The following is a 17,851-nucleotide window of genomic DNA, read 5'->3' as shown; positions in this document are numbered from 1 at the left end:
AGAAAATTCGGAAAATTACTTTTATGTCAGATTCCAACACAATTGTTAACAGCACCGATGTAAAGTTGTCCAAAAAAGCTATGTCTTGGGCAAAATTGAGCGCATTAGTAGCGGTGGTTAATTTCTTGCTGGTGCTTTTCCATTTCAGTTACCTTCAGTTGCGCCCTGTTTATCAGAGCTTTTTTCCGAGTTTAGTTAAAATTTATGACCCGATTAAAGGTATTGATTCGAGTTTGCCAAATCCCGAATATTTGAAAAGTGCTGACCATTTTTGGCGAATTGATACGTTTTTTATCGGTTATTTTGGGGCGGAATTCTTGATTAAAAGTCTGTACCATACCCGCCGCAAACCGGGGGTAACTTGGTTTGATTTTGTGCTCAGGCGCTGGTACGAGGTGTTTCTGGTGATCCCGATTTGGCAGGGGTGGCGGATTCTGCCGGTATTGGTGCGGCTGCACAAGTCGGGTTTGCTGAATCTCGATCGCGTAGTTGCTCAAGTTACCTACGAACCGGTGGCTTATTTAGCCGATACGATGTCGGAATACATGATGGTGCGGTTTATCAATCAAGCTAAAAGTTCGATTAAACAGGGCGATGCGGCGCAGCTACTGCTGGCGCAGCAGCAGCCGTACCTTCACGTCAATCAGGAAAATACGATCGAACAAATTACCAAGCGGATTTTGGATCTGACAATTTACAAAGTTTTGCCGCAGGTGCAACCGGATTTAGAACAATTGCTGCACCACAATTTGGAAACAACAATCAAACAGTCGGATTTTTATCAAATCCTGCAAAATTTCTCTCCGATTAACATTTTGCCGGCGGAGATGACGGAACAGCTAGCGAATTATTTGGCTAAAACTGCTGTTGATGTGGTATCTACTACTTATGAAGACGATAAAGGTAGAAAAATTCTCGATAATTTCAGCCAAGAATTTAATCAAAGTTTGCGGCGGGAATTGCAAGATGAGAAAACTCTCGGGGAATTGCAGTCGCTGCTGTCGGATTTGTTGGAAGAAGTTAAGTTGAATTACATTCAAGGCGGGTTGAAGTCCGATCCGGTGGATACTTTTACGGAAATTAACTCGCTCCGGGAAGTAAGGGAGAGTTGATATTGCAATGAGTTCCGGTTTTGTGAATTATATTTTTTTAACTCACATCTTGCATCATTGTCAAGAACAGGCAAGATGCCTGTTCCACAAGAGATGAATTTTATTGTGGAACAGGCAAGATGCCTGTTCCTAAACAAGTAATTGAGAATGGTGCAATATCTCAGTTAAAACGAACCGCGAAGACGCCAAGGGCGCGAAGTAAGAGAGGAGAAAGAGTTTACAAGTTATACGGGTAAGGTGCGCCTCGGCGCACCTACGAATAAGGGTAGTGCGGATATCCGAAATGTCGGGCTTTCAACCTATCTGAATCGCAAGCTAAAATAAAAGAATTAACCTCACACCTCTATCCTATTAGATATCTATCTTGAACAACATTACCTGCTTAGAAATAGAAGTCGCTCAAACAATGCTGAGATTAGCAATGTTGCTGGGCTTAACACTTTTAATCGCTTTTTTTGTGGCGTCTGAACTAGCATTAGTATCAGCCGATCGCCATCAAATCCGCCAACTTGCCCAGTTGGACGATCGCCCAACCGCTAAAACCGCCGAACTCGTCCACCAAGCTCAGAAGAACATACCGCATTACCTGTCTGTGACTCAAACAGGCACAACAGCAGGGAGTTTGCTGTTGGGTTGGTTGGGTGAGGGAGCGACTGTACACTGGATCGAACCGTGGATCGATAAATTGCCGATCGGTCATTGGTCGGCGGTGCTGACTGCTCATTCGATCGCAGTTCCTGCAGCTTTTATCTTTGTAACTTACGTAGAAATAGTCTTAGGAGAACTAATCCCCAAAGTATTAGCAACCCACGCCCCAGAACGCACCGCTTTGCTGTTGATGCCAGCCCTCGAACTCTGCTCAAAATTACTGTGGCCGCTGCTAGCAATTCTCAACGGTACCGTGCGACTGCTGACCGGTTGGATTACCAGTAAAGAGCCTCAACCGCTGGTGTCACCTTCCCAGGCAACTCTCGTTCAAAAAGATGCTCATTCGGCACTAATTTCTGGCAATTGGGAAGTGACAGCAGTTAATGAAAAACTCGGGTTAAACCTGCCGACTAACCAAGCTTACCAAACAATCGCCGGATTCGTAATCCACAATTTAGGTAAAATGCCCGATCGAGGCGATCGGCTATTGTGGGGCGAGTTGGAAATAGAAGCAGAAAGTGTAGTAGAAGGCAGTTTAGAAACAGTGCTAGTGCGTCAGGTAACTCGCCCTTTGTTTGAGACTCAGCAGCCAGAACTCGTGTTAAATTGATAGCAAATCGGGTTGCAAATTTGATTGTAGATCCAACCGTGATAATGGCATTGCAATGCGCCGCTACAAACCTTTCCTGCGGATCAACGACTGCAGCGGTGCAAAGAGCGATCGCGTAATGTCGCAGTTTGTCCATCTTCTGGGCGAAACATTGCTAGCCACTCCCGGTCAGGCGATCGGGCTAAAACAGTGTTAGGTTGTAATTAGTCGCTCAGTGCGACAACTTACCAAAAATCTGCAAATTGCATAAAGCACAGTTTATGAGGTGGATATGCTGAAAACACTTTGGGCTACTGTTCGACAAGGGAAAATTGAACTGCTGGAGTTATCAGAGTTACCCGAAGGGGCAAAAGTATTAGTAACACTCTTACCTGATGAAGAAGCTGAGTTTTGGCTTCAAGCGAGTCAAGCATCACTAGATAGAGTTTGGGACAATACTGAGGATGATGTCTATGCCCAGCTCCTCTAAAAATGACATAGTTTTAGTTAGATATCCCTTTTCAGACTTGTCTAGTTCTAAGGTAAGACCAGCAATTGTTGTGAGTGCGCCGCACGTATCTCAAGACATTATGATTGTGCCATTGACAAGCAAAACTGCATCCTTACTTGAGGGTGAGTTCGTACTTGCTGAATGGTCAACAGCAGGGTTAAATGTGGCTACAGCAGTCAAGCGAGGTTTGTATACAGTGCATGAAAGCTTGGTTGTAACAACGCTTGGCAAATTAGCAGATTCTGATGCTGAGAGACTTGACCAATCTCTTCGAGGTTGGTTAGGGTTGTAGTGCAGCCATACAGTATAATACTTCCTGTTTGTGGGTTTTCACATAAGGAGGGCGATCGCTTATTATTTGATAATCTCAACCTCTATTGTGTTACTTGCGTAAGTCCTAAAGTAATCCCTATTGTGGGGCGAGTTGGAAATAGAAGCAGAAAGTGTAGTAGAAGGCAGTTTAGAAACAGTGCTAGTGCGTCAGGTAACTCGCCCTTTGTTTGAGACTCAGCAGCCAGAACTCGTGTTGAATTGAATTAACCTTTTTTAACTTCCAGGCTCTGCCTGGAAGAAGCTACAGGAATCATTTAGGCTGGCCCGATCGCACCTGCCAATTTCATCATATTTAATAACGCAGCAATATTGACTAAAATATCTTCAAATACGTAGTGAATTTTTTTTCCTCGCTGCTGGTGGCCGTCCGAGTCAAGATCCGGAACCCTTTCGCCGATAAATTCCCAGTATTCGAGACCAACTTGACTGCTAAGTTTGCGGTAACAAGGGTTTACATAATCAGGTGCAAATATTTCTATAAGTTTAGTACCTGGACTGCAAAACACTGTGTTAGTCAGAGCCGCACCGTGAGCTCCGATTACAACTTCAGCATTAGCAAACAGCGATACTTGTTCGGCCACAGACAGTGATTCGGGCGCGATACTTTTAAAGCCAAACTTACTTAAAACTGCGACTAATTCATCTTCATTAATCACTCTCCGTCTTTGTTTGCGAGATATAAAAATTCGCTGTTTTTTCTCCACAGCAATGATGGAATCATTCAAGAATTCTCTTCTGAGAAAATCGCAGGCCCATTTTGTACTTTCTCTGATGACACTGCTCACCAGTAATTGACGAGCTTGAATGTGATTATTATTATTATCGGTTTCTACAATTTTTTCTAACGGAATACCCAACAAGCTGACTGTTTCTCTCTGAAACGGGAAGCAACAATGATTGACGGCAAATTTATCGATACTACCTATATCTATACCCGAGCGGCCCAGCAATTCAATCTGCGGCAAAAACTCAAACATCCAGTGATAATAATTGTAACAGTAGTTTTTCGCTAAAAAAGCTACTGTTCCTTCAATGGCAACCGGGGGAGGCAACCGATTTGAAGAGATAATCAAACTCGGACTACCTGTAGATATATCCTCTAACAGCCGATCGTCTGAAGTAATGACGGCCCGAGTATATTTATCTCCCCAAGCACGTCCGTTAGGGATAACAGCTACAAATGGTTGTGGGTTTTCACCCTCAGTTTCTCTGAAATTAGAGCCAAGGTTTTCGCTGGGTAGAAATTGCGGGGAGAGAACAGATATTTTCGCCTTTGAGGTAGAGGTAATTAACTCACTATCGACGGTTGAAGGACAAAATTCACGAATCAGGTCCAGAGGAATTGCCCCGTAGTAACAAGCCATCGCCTCATCTTTTCTACCTAAATTTGTCAATAAATTGAATAAATAGTGGTAAGCTTCATCCGCAAACGGCCGAATTTGAAGGAGTTGAATACAATTCGCGATCGCTTCTGGGATTTTTCCTTGGTTTTTGAGCGCAAATCCTAAGTTTAAGTCACCCAACTTACAGTCTGGTTTCTGAGAGATAGATTCGCGGTAACAAGCGCTCGCCAGATCTAACCTACCTTGAGCTAAATGAAAATTCCCAAAATTTACGAATGACTCGGCACTAACCATTGTAGGAGCGATTTTAGCAATCTTAAGCCAACAATCTAAAGCTTCCTCCCAGCGGTTTTGCTGACTCAATAGGTTGCCCATTTTCAAATAAACATCAGCCCAATTCGGGTTTAACTGAAGGGCTTTTTGGTAAGTAGTTATTGCTTCATCCAGTCTCCCCTCTGCAGCCAAACAATAGCCTAATTTGGCAAGGATTGTTGCCGAGTTAGGATTGATTGCTAGGGCTTGAGAAAACGAGCGAATAGCCGCACCTACTTTTTTCTGTGACAGGAGAGTAGCACCCAGAATGTCGTAGGCTACAGCGCAATCGGGTTTGATGATGATGACTTGATGGCAAAGTGCGATCGCTTCTGCAAACTTCCCCTGAGTAAAATATACAGCAGCTTGGCGGTTGAGCGCTGAAATATCCTTGGGGGCGATCGCCCCTCCATCCGAATTGCTTTTGGAATAGGAGTGTCGATCGCTGGTGCTGTTCATCTTTAAGAAATGGAAACTTCGGTAGTAATTTTACAAATTATACCAGTGAATAGTACCGATGTAAACAGCAGGGCGATCCTCTTCGAGGGCTTCGCTAACGCACTTTTTCACCCAACAGCCACCTTAACCGCACCCCCAACAAACTGCTCGTAATCCGCCAACAACCACGGAGGCAAGCAAGTATTCGCATCCTGAACCCGCAACAGTCCAGGGCGACAATACAGCATCGCCGCCAACAAATTATTTACAGCTTTAGGCGCTCCAAACCCTTTACTCAACTCAACAACCAACGAGTTAAAAAACTCGCGCTCGCTCTCATGCAGCGGCTCGTTAATAAACCCGCAGCCCAGCATAGCTTTGTAACCCTTACCAAAATCGCTCCGGTACAAAACTTCTACTTGTTCGCCGGAAACGCTCAGCCACAAATCAGAAATTTGCTTGCGAATTTGCCGCAAATCAGCTATTACTAATTCAGCCGTCGGGTCAATTTCATAGAGATTGACAGCAGCAGTTAATTGATTGAGAAACTCCGGCAGATAATCTTGTTTGACAACAGTTTCTTCTGTTGTCGCAAATGCGCTTTCAAACACCTTTTCGTAATCTTCAAGCAACCATTGCGGCAAGCGGGTGCGAGCATCGGGAACCCGCATTTTACCCGGTACAAAATACAGCATCGCACCCAGCAGAGCATTGATAGCTTGAGGCTGCACCAACCCTTTGCTAATTTCGGTCAATTGCTGCAAAAATTTTTGTTCCGCTTCCGTCATAGATTCTGCTTGCAAGCCGCAGCTAAGTATTGCTTGATATCCCTTACGAACGTCTCCTCGGTAAAAACTTTCGAGTTTCTCTGAAGGAACAGTCAGCCAAAAATCAGCCATTTGTTTTCTGATTTGGCGGAGTTCTAAAACCACCGATTCGTCAGACGGATCGATGCGGTAAAGATTGACGCATCCTAACAGTTGATTCGCAAATTGTGGCGATTGAATGTATTGAGCTAGCAAGTCAGAACTTGAATCAGACTTGACGGCGGCTTCAGTCTCAAAAACTTCTTCGTAATCCCCAATTAACCAATGGGGCAAACGGTTGCGAGCGTCGGGAATTCGCATGGTTCCCGGCGGGAAATACAGCATCGCCGCGAGCAAGGCGTTGACAGCTTTCGGATGCACTAATCCTTTGCTAATCTGGGTTAATTGCTGCAAAAATATTTGTTCGGTTTCTATCATCGCTTGATGTTGAAAGCCGCTCTTGAGCAGGATTTGATAGCTGTTACCTGAAGCGCTTTTGTAGGCAGTTTCGAGGTTTTCGGGGGGAACGTCCAGCCAAAAATCGGCGATTTGTTTGCGGATTTGACGCAGTTCGGATATTGCTGAGATGTTTGAAGAGTTTCTTTGATAAAGGTTGACTGCATTCGAGAGAATCTCGCCCAAATCTGGCTGCTTGGGAATGCTATCCTGTAAGCTGCGGGATGCTTCCTGGTGGCTGGTTTGCCATTTGCCAAAGAGTTCTTGGAATAATTTGCCGATCGCCCCTGAGTATGCCACACAGTCAAAACAAGCCGGATTAGCTTGCATTTTCTGCTGAATTTCCTGCCGGTAGCGCTGCCGAAGTTCAGGATTAGTGCCGAGAGTAACTGCTAGCTGAATGTAAGATGCTTCGTCATACGCGATTAAATCAGACATTTGCAGTTCCCGCAGCATCGCCGAACCTTGGCGAAACCGCAAAGCATTTCCTTCCACAACCACCGTCGGCAATCCTACTTGCAAAGGATCGATTAACGATGTTGCCCCAGCATAAGGATAGGAATCGAGATAAACATCTGCTAGCTGCAAAAATTCTTTCACATCCGCGCGAGTAGGCAGTTGTTTTACAAACAGCAAGCGGTTGTTATTCACGCCGTATTTAGCGCAGACAGCGTTCATATTGTTGACAAAAGGTGTGGTTGGATAAGTCCGAGTCCAAGCGGGGCCGAAGGGATATAAAATCAAGACAGAATCTGGTACTGCCGCTAAAATCTCGATCCAAGTTTCTCTCAACTCCGGCAAAATCTTGTAGAAGTTAGCGCCTGAGATAAAAACTGTTTTTGTGTCGGAAATTCCGAGACTTTGGCGGGTAGGTTTAACAGTCGCCACTTCCGATTCTGTTGCGTATTTGAAACAAAAACCGCTGCCTTCGAGAACAGCCAACTGTTCCCGATATTGTTCTTGATAACTAGCATCCGGCGCGGTAAATTGGCCTGCGATGTAGTAATCCATGTGGCGGATTCCGGTGGTTGTCGGGGAACAGAAAGATGTAGTTTGTACCCTCGCCAAACGGTGGATTGCTAGGGAGGCAACTGGTTTGTTAATAGCTGTTAAATTAGTACCTAAAAACAGGATATCTAAGTCGTCGGCGCGGATTGTTTGGACTTGCGATGCAAAGTCTTTCGGGAGTGCAACCAGCTTGTCGGCGCGGCTTTGACAGTATTGTTCTAATGGGTGGCCGCTGGTGTTGAGCGCGTACAGGTAAATCTCGAACTGGTTGCGGTTTAAATGCTCGAAAACCGGGATAGTAGCGAAGGTTTCGGTTTGCGGCGCGAAATGGTCGCTGAGAATGCCGAGGCGGATTTTTGTCCGATTTGGCGATCGCGCCGGGAAGATACAATCAATTGAACAGCCGCGATTTTTGAGCGAAAACTCGATTATTTCCGCCCGTTTCGTGTAAATATCGCGCAGGTTGGCCGCGGTAAAGTACAGCGGGATAAAGTTCGCAACTTGCGAGAAAAATAAAGCTAGATTTTGCCAAAGTTGGGAATCGGGATTTTTGAAGATATTGCTATGGACGTAATCCACCCAGCCTTGCATGAATTGATAGTAACTGTCTGCTTCTCCTCTGGTTTGGAATAGATTCGGACAAGTAAATATGAATTTGAGATAGTCGTTGGCCAACCAATTAGGCACTATAGCGCGATCGTACTGGAGCGGCAATTGGTCTGCCCGCCGGTACAGCATGGCTGCGAGCAGGTAATTGATGGCTTTTGGCTCGTTAAATCCTTTCGCCACATTTGCGACTAATTCGCTCACCAAAGTCTCTTCTGTATCGGTTAGCGGTTCATATCTAATGTCGGTGGCCAGCAGCGCTTGGTGCTGTTTGCCGGCCTCGCCTGCAAAGGCACTTGCAACTTGTTCGGCTGGTAAGTTAAGCCAAATTGCTGCAATTTGTTTTCTAACTTGGCGGACATTTGCTAGTGCAGATAAATCAGAGGAATTTTTCTGGTATTGTTCGATAATGCTTGACAATAAGATTGGAGCTTCCGGCGATTTCGCCGGGACTTGCTGTTGGCTGCCGCAGGCTTGCATCAACGCTGAACTAACTGTTCCTGCCATTTTTGACCAAGAAAATTTGCGGGATTGTCCAAGTCCGGCAGCAATTAACGAGTTGCGAATATCCGGCTTCTGCACGTCAAGCAGCGCATTTCCCAGTGCATTGACATCATTTTCGCTTACATAAAACGCTGCTTCGCCTGCTACTTCGGGAATCGAGCTGTTGGGACAAGTGACGACGGGACAACCGCAAGTCATTGCTTCCAATATGGGCAGTCCGAAACCTTCAGACCTCGAGGGAAATATCAGGGCGATCGCACCCGAATAAGCCGCTCTTAATTCATCGTCGCCCAAATACAGCAGGTGGACGTTTACACCAGCAGTGTACGGTTGTAAGGTAGGTTCTAGCGAAGGTTGACCGCTAGTACAAACAACATCAAATCCCGACTTGCTGCTGAGTCTCGATAAAGCTTGAAAAAAAGCGATCGTATTTTTATAACCGTTGAATCCCAAACGTTCTCCTACTATTAAAAAGTAGGGTTTATCAATCCGGTGTGCAGTTTTAAATGCTTCTATTTCTGGTAGATTAGAAGGATAAAAATGTTTTTGAATGCCGCAGTGAGCGACAGTAATTGATGCCGGAGATATTTCGGGGAAAAACTTTACTAAGTCGCGGGCAGTGTTTTGGGAAATGGCGATGTAGGAAGATGCTTGGCGGATAGCATGATGTTTTTCTCGCCACATGGGATTATTGAGGTCGCCTCCGGTAACCTCGGGTATCATATCGTAGGCGACAAATGCCGATCGCGTCGAAATCGGTGTGGTATAGTAGGTAGAAACAAATAAATCTGCATTTTCGCGATCGCACACTTGCTGCAGCATTTGTTTGTCAGCATCAGTTTTGTTGTAATCGTAAACCGGAATCGAGCGATATTGAATGCCAGCAATCTTCGGTACTGTGCCGGCGCGGTCCAGCATTACTATATTCTCAGCAAAACCCGACTTTACCCATTCTTCCATCAAAGACTGCCAAAGGCGACTAATCCCGCTTTTTTGCTGGCTTTGAAAAAATATGCCGTCAATAACTATTTTCATGATTGGTGAGTTGACTGTAAAATTACGATAAAGCAGTTCGATAAGCAGCGATAGTTTCTTGAGTGCACCTTTGCCAGCTAAAAAGTTTAGCTTGTGCCAAAGATTTTAAAGACATACTTTCTCGCAGCGATGATTTGTTGTAGATTTCCAGCATACTATGACTCATCGCGTCAGTATCTTTTGGATCGACCATAATTCCCGCTTCCCCAACTACTTCTGGAAGCGAAGATGTATTTGAGGTAATCACCGGTACTCCGCACTGCATCGCTTCCAGAGGCGGCAAACCAAAACCTTCATAAAACGACGGATAGACAAATGCTAAAGCACTGCTGTAAAGCGCTGCCAAATCCGATTCTGGGACGTATCCTGTAAAAATTATCCGATCTTTTAGAATCTTTTTCTGAGAAGCTTCTGCCATAATTTTATCGTATTTCCATCCCGGACTACCCACTAACACCAGATATAAATCTTTAATATTTTGTTCCTCAATTAGTTTAGCAAAACTGCGGATAGCACCGTCGAGATTTTTTCGAGGTTCCAAGGTACCCAAACTCAAAATATAAGGAGCATCCGGAATGCCGTATTTGCGGCGAGTCGCAGCAAGTTTTTCCGCATCGCCGCAGGGGTAGAATACAGTCGGTTCCGCAGCCAGATGCGTAACGAAAACTCTCGAAGCGTCTATCTTGAGATAATTGCAAAGGTCGTTCTTAGTTGAATGCGATATGCAAATCACCCAATCCTTTTGAGAGATGCTTGCTAAGGTTTTTTTGTAAAGTAAAGGGATTTGCTCGCTCAGCAAAAACTGCGGGAACAAAACAGGAATCAAGTCATAAATAGTCAAAAAAATCTGAGTTTTACTTGTTTGCTTTGCCGAAACAGGGATTTCATCGTAGGGCGAGTGAAAAATATCTGCGGACTCTAAATTATGAGCATCTACCGGAACAAAGGAACCGCCCATGATTTGAACGGCATTTTGTAAATTGTTCTTCAAATGGTCAAAAACAGCTTTGTCCGCGACAGCATTGCCAGCATCATTTGCTTTAATTTGAAGATCCAGCATATTGTAAACAGCGAGTAGCTGCCTGTAAAAAACCCTGGCGAAGCTAGAATGCAGCAGGGGAATACCCGCTAATTTTGGATTTGTTTCCAGATAATCCAAACTCGCATCCAACAAATGCAAATATTGACTGACACAAAATAACAAATCGCATTCTTTCGAGTTTGCCAAATTTTCAGCAATACTTTCAACTACTCTAAAAATGCCGGTTCTAGCGCGCTGGTGCAGGTGTCCCTGTCCGAGGACAGAGATATCGTAAATAACTTTAATTTGATGCTCCCGTGCAATTGACATACTCGGTTAACTCGCTTCTTAGACTGATAGGACTTACGCACTAAGCGGGCGGTGTTGAAAGGGTTTGAGATTCTTCGCAACACTTGCCAATGACAGATAGGACTTACTCCGTCAACCTGCTGGGATTTCTCAACCAGACAAAGCTGTTTTGTAAGCAGCAATTGTCTCCTGAGTGCACCTTTCCCAGCTAAATTTTTTCGCTTGCGCTAGCGACTTTAAAGACATTTCTTGCCGGAAAGCAGGTGTACTGTACAGTTTGAGAATGCTGTGGCAAAGTCCGTCAGCATCTGCCGCATCGACCATAATTCCCCCATCGCCGACTACTTCGGGAAGCGATGAATTATTCGAGGTGATGACAGGAATCCCGCACTGCATTGCTTCTAAAGGCGGCAAACCGAAACCTTCATACAGCGACGGGTAAACAAAAACCATCGCACCGCCGTACAGGGCAGCTAAATCTTCATCGGCTACATAGCCAGTAATAATGATACGCTCTTTTGACAGGCCGAAGTTAGCAATTTCTTGAAAGATTTTTTCGTACTCCCAACCTTTAGCGCCTACTAAAACTAAGTTGAGGTCTTTGATACCTTGTTGCTGCACGACTTTAGCGAAGCAGCGGATGACGTGTTCGAGGTTTTTTCGAGGTTCTAAGGTACTGACGGCCAAGATATACGGTGCGTCGGGAATGCCGTATTTGTGCTTGACCGATGCCATATTTTCCCCATCATTGCAGGGGTAAAATAAAGCCGTATTTGCAGCTAGATGAGTTACAAACACTCTTTCCGGGTCGAGTTTGACGTGATTTAGCAGGTCATTTTTGGTAGCTTCAGATATGCATATAATGTAATCCTCTGCCGTTAAGCTGTTTAAAGAGGCCTGCATTCTCTGGTAGTCGGTATCATTTTTACCGATAAAGAACTGCGACAAGATGATGGGAATCAAATCGTAAACAGTCGCAAATTTTTTGAGCTTTTTGCGCTCGCGTGCTTGGTGGGGAATCTGATAGAAGGTCGCGTGGAAAATATCGGCTTCGCTCAAGCTCGAAGGGTCGATTAAATGGCTGTGCTGCTGGGAAATGCCGATCGAATTTGAAAGGTATTTTTTTAATTGGTCTGTTAAAAGTTTGGATTGGGCTTCTTGGCTTTGTTCCGGGAAGATTTTTTCCCGGTTTTCTAGCATCTTGTAAAGCTCCATTAATTGGGTTTCAAAAAGTCTGAAAAAGCTGGAGTGAGCCAAAGGTATCCCCCGAAAAGTTGGCTGAGTCTGCAAGTAATCTAGGCAACTTTTCACGGCGTACCAAGAATCAGTCGCGCCAAAAGATAAATCTATTTCTTTGGAAGCAAGCAAACCCAATGCAATATTTTCAATGACTCGGGCAACACCTGTTCGGGAGCTGTATGTGTACTGACCGTATCCGAGAACAGAAATGTCGTAAATTATTTTTATGGGTTTTTCCCTTTCCTGACTAACAACTGGTACGCTGGGGCCAATTTCCCCTTTTTTATAATAGTCTTTGCGGACAATCAGCAACAGAGAGGTTGCCACATAACCGCCCATTTCCAATTTTAAGTGCGGTTCTGTATAAGGTGCTCTTGCTACTTTTAAATCGGGTTCATCTCTGCCAATTTCATAGCTGACGGGTTCTACCCAGTGTCCTTGTTTCTCTAATTCTTTAATTAGTCGATCGATATCTTGAAGCCTGTAAAACACTAAATTCGGTAAATCTAGCGTCCCTGCATTGGACGTACAATTAAATTCTGTCGTGTGAAAAGCAACTCCGCCGCTTTTTAAACAATCCATAGAATTTTGGACAAATTGCAGCCCTTTCTCGATGGAGCCTATGTGTTCAAAAGCACAAGATGACCAAATAAAGTCAAACTTTCCTCGCCTCAAATCTTCAGGAATGAAGTTCATATCTACTTCCCGAAATTCAACTAATCTCTCAAATTGTTCGGGCGGACAAATGCCCTTCTCATTGAGAGCTTCTTTACCTTTACAAAGTTGGTCTGTCTCGGCCCACTGTTTTTGGCTAACAGGATTCAAACCTTGATCTGTCGCCACAATCTCGCAGCCAAAGGAAGCAAATAAAGACGGTAACGGCTCATTTCCGACAGCAAATCCTAAACCTTTTTTACCGCTGCCCAGCAAGCCCCGTTCGTGCAAAGCTTGGACAATTGCCACAAATTCCCACTGTTTGCGTCGAGGAGTAAACTCCTCTTTCATTTTGGCAATCCAATGCCGATAATAATCGGTTAAAAAGTCTCGATAAATGCACAGTCGGCTGGTTGTCATCAAGTTACTCGGTCTAAATTGTTCTTGCAGTTGATTTCTGACAAATAATCTAACTTGTTGGATAAGGGCGGGGTTCTGGAACGGCAATAACTGTTCTCTAGCAATCATTTCTAACCATTCCTGACTTTCGCTAACTGTTGCGATACAGTCAGTGCATATCGACTTTTTCAATGTCTCGTCTAAGCCGGAGTTCTGTACAACTTTTAACAATTCTTTGGCTAAGGACAAGTGATAATCTCGGCGCTGCTGGTCGGCTCCATCTGGATTGAGACTCACCATTAAATCGTAGGAAGTTTTAGCTACTTTGCGGGGAATCCGGTAGCTAAATAAAACTTCGGGAATTTTGACTGTTTCACCTAAAATAAATAGTTCTAACTCTAAAATAACGTCGGCTCCATAGCTGGAACTCATCTTGTTTGTCTGTTTGAGAGCACTGCTGCGAATCAGGCTGTACACTTCAATCCAAGTTAGCTTGTTAACGAGTGTAAATACTCGCTCGCTAACTTCCATGCCGAGGGTTTCTCGATTTCTGTAATGATTCCAGTCGGGATTTATATTTCCTTCTTCATCGATGAATGCAACTTCGCTGCAACACATGACGGCTTGGGGGTGTTCTTGGAGTTTGGCAACGCATTTGCTAATGTAACTCGGATGCCACAAATCGTCATGGGCAGCCCACATAAAGTATTCGCCGATCGCCAATTCAAAAACTCGGTTAAAATTTTTGCTAGAACCGAGGTTTTCGCCATTTCGGAAATACCGAATTTGAGGATAATTGGCTGCGTATTCCTGACATATTTCTTGAGTTTTGTCTGTAGAGGCGTTGTCGGAAATAATTAGTTCAAAATTGGGATAGTCTTGTGCCAGCAGGGAATTTAGGGCTTGCCGAATGTAGCTTTCACCGTTGTAAACTGGCATTCCGATACTGACTGATGGTTTTGTGTTAATCATTTTTTCAAGGATTGATTTGAAAAAAAATCGATTTTTATTTGGGCCGTATCTATCTTGGCACGAGAAAGTTTACCAGCATATATACGTTATATCTGATATTTTGCAGCATTCTCCCTTAACAGGCCCTCGGACCTGTTCCACAGGAAGATATCAAGGATGCCTGTGAAGCGAGAAGATATCAAGGATGCCTGTGAAGCGAGAAGATATCAAGCTTGTTGTGGGGTGAGCGTCCCGCCCGCGCCCGCTCTTTAAAACCCGATCGCCAATGGTGCAATATATTCAGTTATTCAGTTATATAGATCGCCAAACCAGAAAGACTTAGCTGGCATTCATAAATTTTTTACCTGTGTCTTGACAAATTAAGGTTTTAGGTCTAAGCAGCCGAGATTGGAAAATTCCATCGCCAGTTCGATCGCCAATTAAATCTAGCGCACAAGCGCACTCTTGGGAAGCCGTCGGGCGATCGTCCGCCCTTGAGTTCTGTCCATCCTCCTAACATCCTCAGCCTCCGGTCGTGGCCGGGCCGAGCCCAGCGCTCTCTGGGACAGACAACTAAACTCCGTTATTCCTTCACCCAATACTTGCGGGCAGCAAACAAGTTACAATTACGTTAAGATTGATGAACATAATTAAAAATTCCCCAGTCACAGGGACTAAAAAATAGGAGGATCGACCTCGGTGAATAAACGTTGGAGAAACGCTGGCCTGTACGCACTGCTGGCTATTGTAGTCATTGCCTTAGCAACGGCATTGGTTGACAAACAGCCCCCAAGTAGGGATGTTTGGAAGTACAGTCAATTCATTCAGGAAGTCGAAGGCAAGAGAGTAGACAAAATAAATATCAGTTCTGACCGCAGCAAAGCTCTGGTTACAGCTCAGGACGGCAACAAGGTACTCGTTAACCTGCCGAACGACCCCGAACTGATCAACATCCTGACCAAAAACAACGTAGACATTTCCGTTCTGCCCCAAAGCGACGAAGGCTTTTGGGTAAAAGCCCTCAGCAGCCTGTTCTTCCCGATCCTGCTCTTGGTGGGACTGTTTTTCCTGGTGCGGCGCGCCCAAAACGGGCCCGGCAACCAAGCCATGAACTTCGGCAAATCCAAAGCTAGAGTCCAAATGGAGCCACAAACTCAGGTGACTTTCGGCGACGTGGCCGGCATCGAACAAGCCAAGCTAGAGCTCGCAGAAGTCGTGGACTTCCTGAAAAATGCCGACCGCTTCACCGCAGTCGGAGCAAAAATCCCCAAAGGCGTGCTGCTGGTCGGCCCTCCCGGAACTGGCAAAACCCTGCTGGCAAAAGCAGTGGCTGGTGAAGCAGGCGTTCCCTTCTTCTCGATTTCCGGTTCAGAATTTGTGGAAATGTTCGTGGGTGTCGGTGCTTCCCGCGTCCGCGACTTGTTTGAACAAGCTAAATCGAACGCTCCCTGTATCGTATTTATCGATGAAATTGACGCGGTAGGCCGCCAGCGGGGAGCTGGTTTGGGCGGTGGTAACGACGAACGGGAACAAACCCTGAACCAGTTGCTGACAGAAATGGACGGCTTTGAGGGCAATACTGGCATCATTCTGATTGCTGCCACAAACCGCCCCGACGTGCTCGATGCGGCGCTGCTGCGTCCGGGTCGCTTCGATCGCCAAGTTGTAGTCGATCGCCCCGACTTCGGAGGCCGCCTAGAAATTCTCAACGTTCACGCCCGCGGCAAAACTTTGTCGAAAGACGTGGACTTGGAAAAAATTGCCCGCCGGACACCTGGTTTCACAGGTGCGGATTTGGCAAACCTGCTCAACGAAGCAGCAATTTTGGCCGCCCGCCGCAACTTGACTGAAGTCTCGATGGATGAAGTCAATGATGCGATCGACCGCGTACTCGCCGGTCCGGAAAAGAAAGACCGCGTGATGAGCGAAAAGCGCAAAACTTTGGTAGCTTACCACGAAGCCGGCCACGCTTTAGTCGGTGCCCTGATGCCCGATTATGACCCCGTGCAGAAAATTAGCATTATCCCCCGCGGCCGCGCTGGCGGTTTGACTTGGTTCACACCCAGCGAAGATCGGATGGATTCTGGCTTGTATTCTCGCTCTTACTTGCAAAATCAAATGGCGGTAGCTTTGGGCGGCCGCATTGCTGAAGAAATAGTCTTCGGCGAAGAAGAAGTAACAACCGGTGCCTCCAACGACTTGCAGCAAGTGGCAAAAGTGGCGCGCCAAATGGTGACTCGCTTCGGAATGAGCGATCGGCTAGGTCCTGTGGCTCTCGGTCGCCAACAAGGCAATATGTTCATGGGTCGCGATATCATGGCCGAACGCGATTTCTCCGAAGAAACCGCAGCGACGATCGATGATGAAGTGCGTTTGTTGGTAGAGCAAGCTTACCACCGCGCTAAAGATGTACTCGTCGGCAACCGCCACGTCCTTAATGCTTTGGCAGATATGCTAGTTGAAAAGGAAACTGTGGATGCTGATGAATTGCAAAATTTGCTGGCCAACAGCGATGTCAAGATGGCGACGATCGCCTAATCGATTTTAGATTTTAGATTTGGGATTTTAGATTTAATCTAAAGTTTGAAATCGGTAATTGGGGTGATTCTGGAATTGTCGGGAATCGCCCCGATTTTTTTGTGGGCACACAGGAAGTAGCGAAAAAAAGCATTGGAGTAGCAAACCATGATCCTCACTGAAGATAGAGCGCGTGAACTTGCACTTGATTGGGTAGAAGCTTGGAATACTCATAACCTCGATCGAATCATGTCCCATTACGCAGAAGATGTAATTCTGATATCGCCTGTCGCAGCGCAACTGCTAAACGAACCATCTGGGACAGTGACAGGCAAAGAAGCGCTACGAAACTACTTCAAAAAGGGGCTGGAAGTTTATCCTGACCTTAAGTTTGAGTTGCTTGATGTGATGTGGGGACTTTCCAGTGTTGTCCTTTACTACATCAACCAAAAAGGCACGAAGGCAGGTGAGTTTATGGAAGTCAGTTCAACGGGAAAAGTGACTAAAGTTGTTGCTCATTACAACGGGTAGAGCGAGGTTATGCAAAGGGCGGTAATATGGATGGCACAACCGAGCGATGCTGAGGCTTTACCAAAAAGCTGGGTTTAAAGCCCCGTCCTTCTAGGACGGCTTTTTCTCTTTGAGTTTGTCAATCCCGTTTTCTATAAGTTGAGTCATTGTTTTTCTTCTTGCTTGGCAATTCTCCGCAATTTCTCTAACCGACTCACTGCAATATGAACGCTTAATCTTTCTCTGGTCATTTGGCTACCCAATTGCTATCCTATTATGTTATCGTAATCAGTATGAAAACATTGAAGTTCAAGCTATATCAAAGCAAGCGGAATAAACACCTTAAGCGAAGTATCAATGCTGCCGGGGTGATTTATAACCATTGCATTGCCCTCCATAAACGGTACTACCGGATGTGGGGAAAGCATTTGAATTGTGCAAAACTTCAATCGCATATTGCCAAACACAGAAACCGTAAAGCGTTCTGGCAAACGGTCGGCTCTCAAGCTGTACAGGATATCTGCCAACGCATTGAGAAAGCCTACCAACT

General features: G+C 45.4%; 13 protein-coding genes. 7 read left to right on the top strand and 6 right to left on the bottom strand.

The annotated features are described in order from the left end of the window. Nucleotides 1-23 precede the first annotated feature (23 nt). The 5 genes from QUB56_RS07470 (at nucleotide 24) to QUB56_RS07450 (ending at nucleotide 3,152) form a co-directional block, all read left to right on the top strand. The gene (locus tag QUB56_RS07470; protein WP_332954444.1) at nucleotides 24-1,112 is read left to right on the top strand and encodes a hypothetical protein; all 1,089 of its coding nucleotides are present in this window, start codon (nucleotides 24-26) and stop codon (nucleotides 1,110-1,112) included. Between the two features lie 364 nt (nucleotides 1,113-1,476). Next, nucleotides 1,477-2,370 (top strand): CNNM domain-containing protein, encoded by an 894-nt coding sequence (locus QUB56_RS07465; protein ID WP_332954441.1) that lies wholly within the window; start codon nucleotides 1,477-1,479, stop codon nucleotides 2,368-2,370. Nucleotides 2,371-2,425: 55 nt separating this feature from the next. Next, on the top strand, nucleotides 2,426-2,566 hold the full coding sequence (locus tag QUB56_RS07460) for a hypothetical protein (RefSeq protein ID WP_332954439.1): 141 nt from the start codon (nucleotides 2,426-2,428) through the stop codon (nucleotides 2,564-2,566). Nucleotides 2,567-2,641: 75 nt separating this feature from the next. Next, nucleotides 2,642-2,839, top strand: coding sequence for a hypothetical protein (locus tag QUB56_RS07455; protein ID WP_332954438.1), 198 nt, complete (start codon nucleotides 2,642-2,644; stop codon nucleotides 2,837-2,839). Beyond that, the gene (locus QUB56_RS07450; RefSeq protein WP_332954437.1) at nucleotides 2,823-3,152 is read left to right on the top strand and encodes a type II toxin-antitoxin system PemK/MazF family toxin; all 330 of its coding nucleotides are present in this window, start codon (nucleotides 2,823-2,825) and stop codon (nucleotides 3,150-3,152) included. Before QUB56_RS07455 ends, QUB56_RS07450 begins: the two co-directional genes overlap by 17 nt. 295 nt (nucleotides 3,153-3,447) lie before the next feature. Here QUB56_RS07450 and QUB56_RS07445 read toward each other — a convergent pair whose 3' ends face one another. The 5 genes from QUB56_RS07445 to QUB56_RS07425 form a co-directional block, all read right to left on the bottom strand. Further along, entirely contained in the window at nucleotides 3,448-5,307 is a 1,860-nt protein-coding gene (locus tag QUB56_RS07445; protein ID WP_332954435.1) for a tetratricopeptide repeat protein, read from the bottom strand. Nucleotides 5,308-5,414: 107 nt separating this feature from the next. Further along, nucleotides 5,415-9,701, bottom strand: a complete 4,287-nt coding sequence (locus QUB56_RS07440) for an O-linked N-acetylglucosamine transferase family protein (protein WP_332954434.1) — start codon at nucleotides 9,699-9,701, stop codon at nucleotides 5,415-5,417. A gap of 22 nt (nucleotides 9,702-9,723) precedes the next feature. Then, nucleotides 9,724-11,052, bottom strand: coding sequence for a glycosyltransferase family 1 protein (locus QUB56_RS07435; protein ID WP_332954433.1), 1,329 nt, complete (start codon nucleotides 11,050-11,052; stop codon nucleotides 9,724-9,726). A 129-nt stretch (nucleotides 11,053-11,181) separates the two neighbouring features. Continuing rightward, a complete protein-coding gene (locus QUB56_RS07430) occupies nucleotides 11,182-14,295 on the bottom strand; it encodes a glycosyltransferase (protein WP_332954432.1) in 3,114 nt (1,037 codons plus the stop codon). Between the two features lie 373 nt (nucleotides 14,296-14,668). Continuing rightward, a complete protein-coding gene (locus tag QUB56_RS07425; protein WP_332954430.1) occupies nucleotides 14,669-14,794 on the bottom strand; it encodes a hypothetical protein in 126 nt (41 codons plus the stop codon). A gap of 179 nt (nucleotides 14,795-14,973) precedes the next feature. Between QUB56_RS07425 and ftsH3 the strand changes: the two genes are divergently transcribed. Together ftsH3 and QUB56_RS07415 are read left to right on the top strand one after the other, a co-directional pair. Beyond that, the gene (gene ftsH3 / locus QUB56_RS07420; protein ID WP_332954429.1) at nucleotides 14,974-16,812 is read left to right on the top strand and encodes an ATP-dependent zinc metalloprotease FtsH3; all 1,839 of its coding nucleotides are present in this window, start codon (nucleotides 14,974-14,976) and stop codon (nucleotides 16,810-16,812) included. Between the two features lie 147 nt (nucleotides 16,813-16,959). Beyond that, nucleotides 16,960-17,322, top strand: coding sequence for a nuclear transport factor 2 family protein (locus tag QUB56_RS07415; protein WP_332954428.1), 363 nt, complete (start codon nucleotides 16,960-16,962; stop codon nucleotides 17,320-17,322). Between the two features lie 293 nt (nucleotides 17,323-17,615). Here QUB56_RS07415 and QUB56_RS07410 read toward each other — a convergent pair. Next, a partial coding sequence (locus tag QUB56_RS07410; protein WP_332954427.1) for a hypothetical protein occupies nucleotides 17,616-17,851 on the bottom strand: 236 nt, incomplete at its 5' end.

It is taken from the genome of Microcoleus sp. AR_TQ3_B6 (genome assembly GCF_036702785.1).
Lineage (GTDB): Bacteria > Cyanobacteriota > Cyanobacteriia > Cyanobacteriales > Microcoleaceae > Microcoleus.
Note: the sequence above shows the minus strand (reverse complement) of the source record. Positions and strands in the feature narration are given on the sequence as shown.

Coding starts and splice junctions, on each gene's coding strand:
- QUB56_RS07470 (WP_332954444.1), top strand. CDS start 24: ATGTCAGATTCCAACACAATTGTTAACAGCACCGATGTAAAGTTGTCC.
- QUB56_RS07460 (WP_332954439.1), top strand. CDS start 2,426: ATGCGCCGCTACAAACCTTTCCTGCGGATCAACGACTGCAGCGGTGCA.
- QUB56_RS07455 (WP_332954438.1), top strand. CDS start 2,642: ATGCTGAAAACACTTTGGGCTACTGTTCGACAAGGGAAAATTGAACTG.
- QUB56_RS07450 (WP_332954437.1), top strand. CDS start 2,823: ATGCCCAGCTCCTCTAAAAATGACATAGTTTTAGTTAGATATCCCTTT.
- QUB56_RS07445 (WP_332954435.1), bottom strand. CDS start 5,307: ATGAACAGCACCAGCGATCGACACTCCTATTCCAAAAGCAATTCGGAT.
- QUB56_RS07440 (WP_332954434.1), bottom strand. CDS start 9,701: ATGAAAATAGTTATTGACGGCATATTTTTTCAAAGCCAGCAAAAAAGC.
- QUB56_RS07435 (WP_332954433.1), bottom strand. CDS start 11,052: ATGTCAATTGCACGGGAGCATCAAATTAAAGTTATTTACGATATCTCT.
- QUB56_RS07430 (WP_332954432.1), bottom strand. CDS start 14,295: ATGATTAACACAAAACCATCAGTCAGTATCGGAATGCCAGTTTACAAC.
- QUB56_RS07425 (WP_332954430.1), bottom strand. CDS start 14,794: ATGTTAGGAGGATGGACAGAACTCAAGGGCGGACGATCGCCCGACGGC.
- QUB56_RS07415 (WP_332954428.1), top strand. CDS start 16,960: ATGATCCTCACTGAAGATAGAGCGCGTGAACTTGCACTTGATTGGGTA.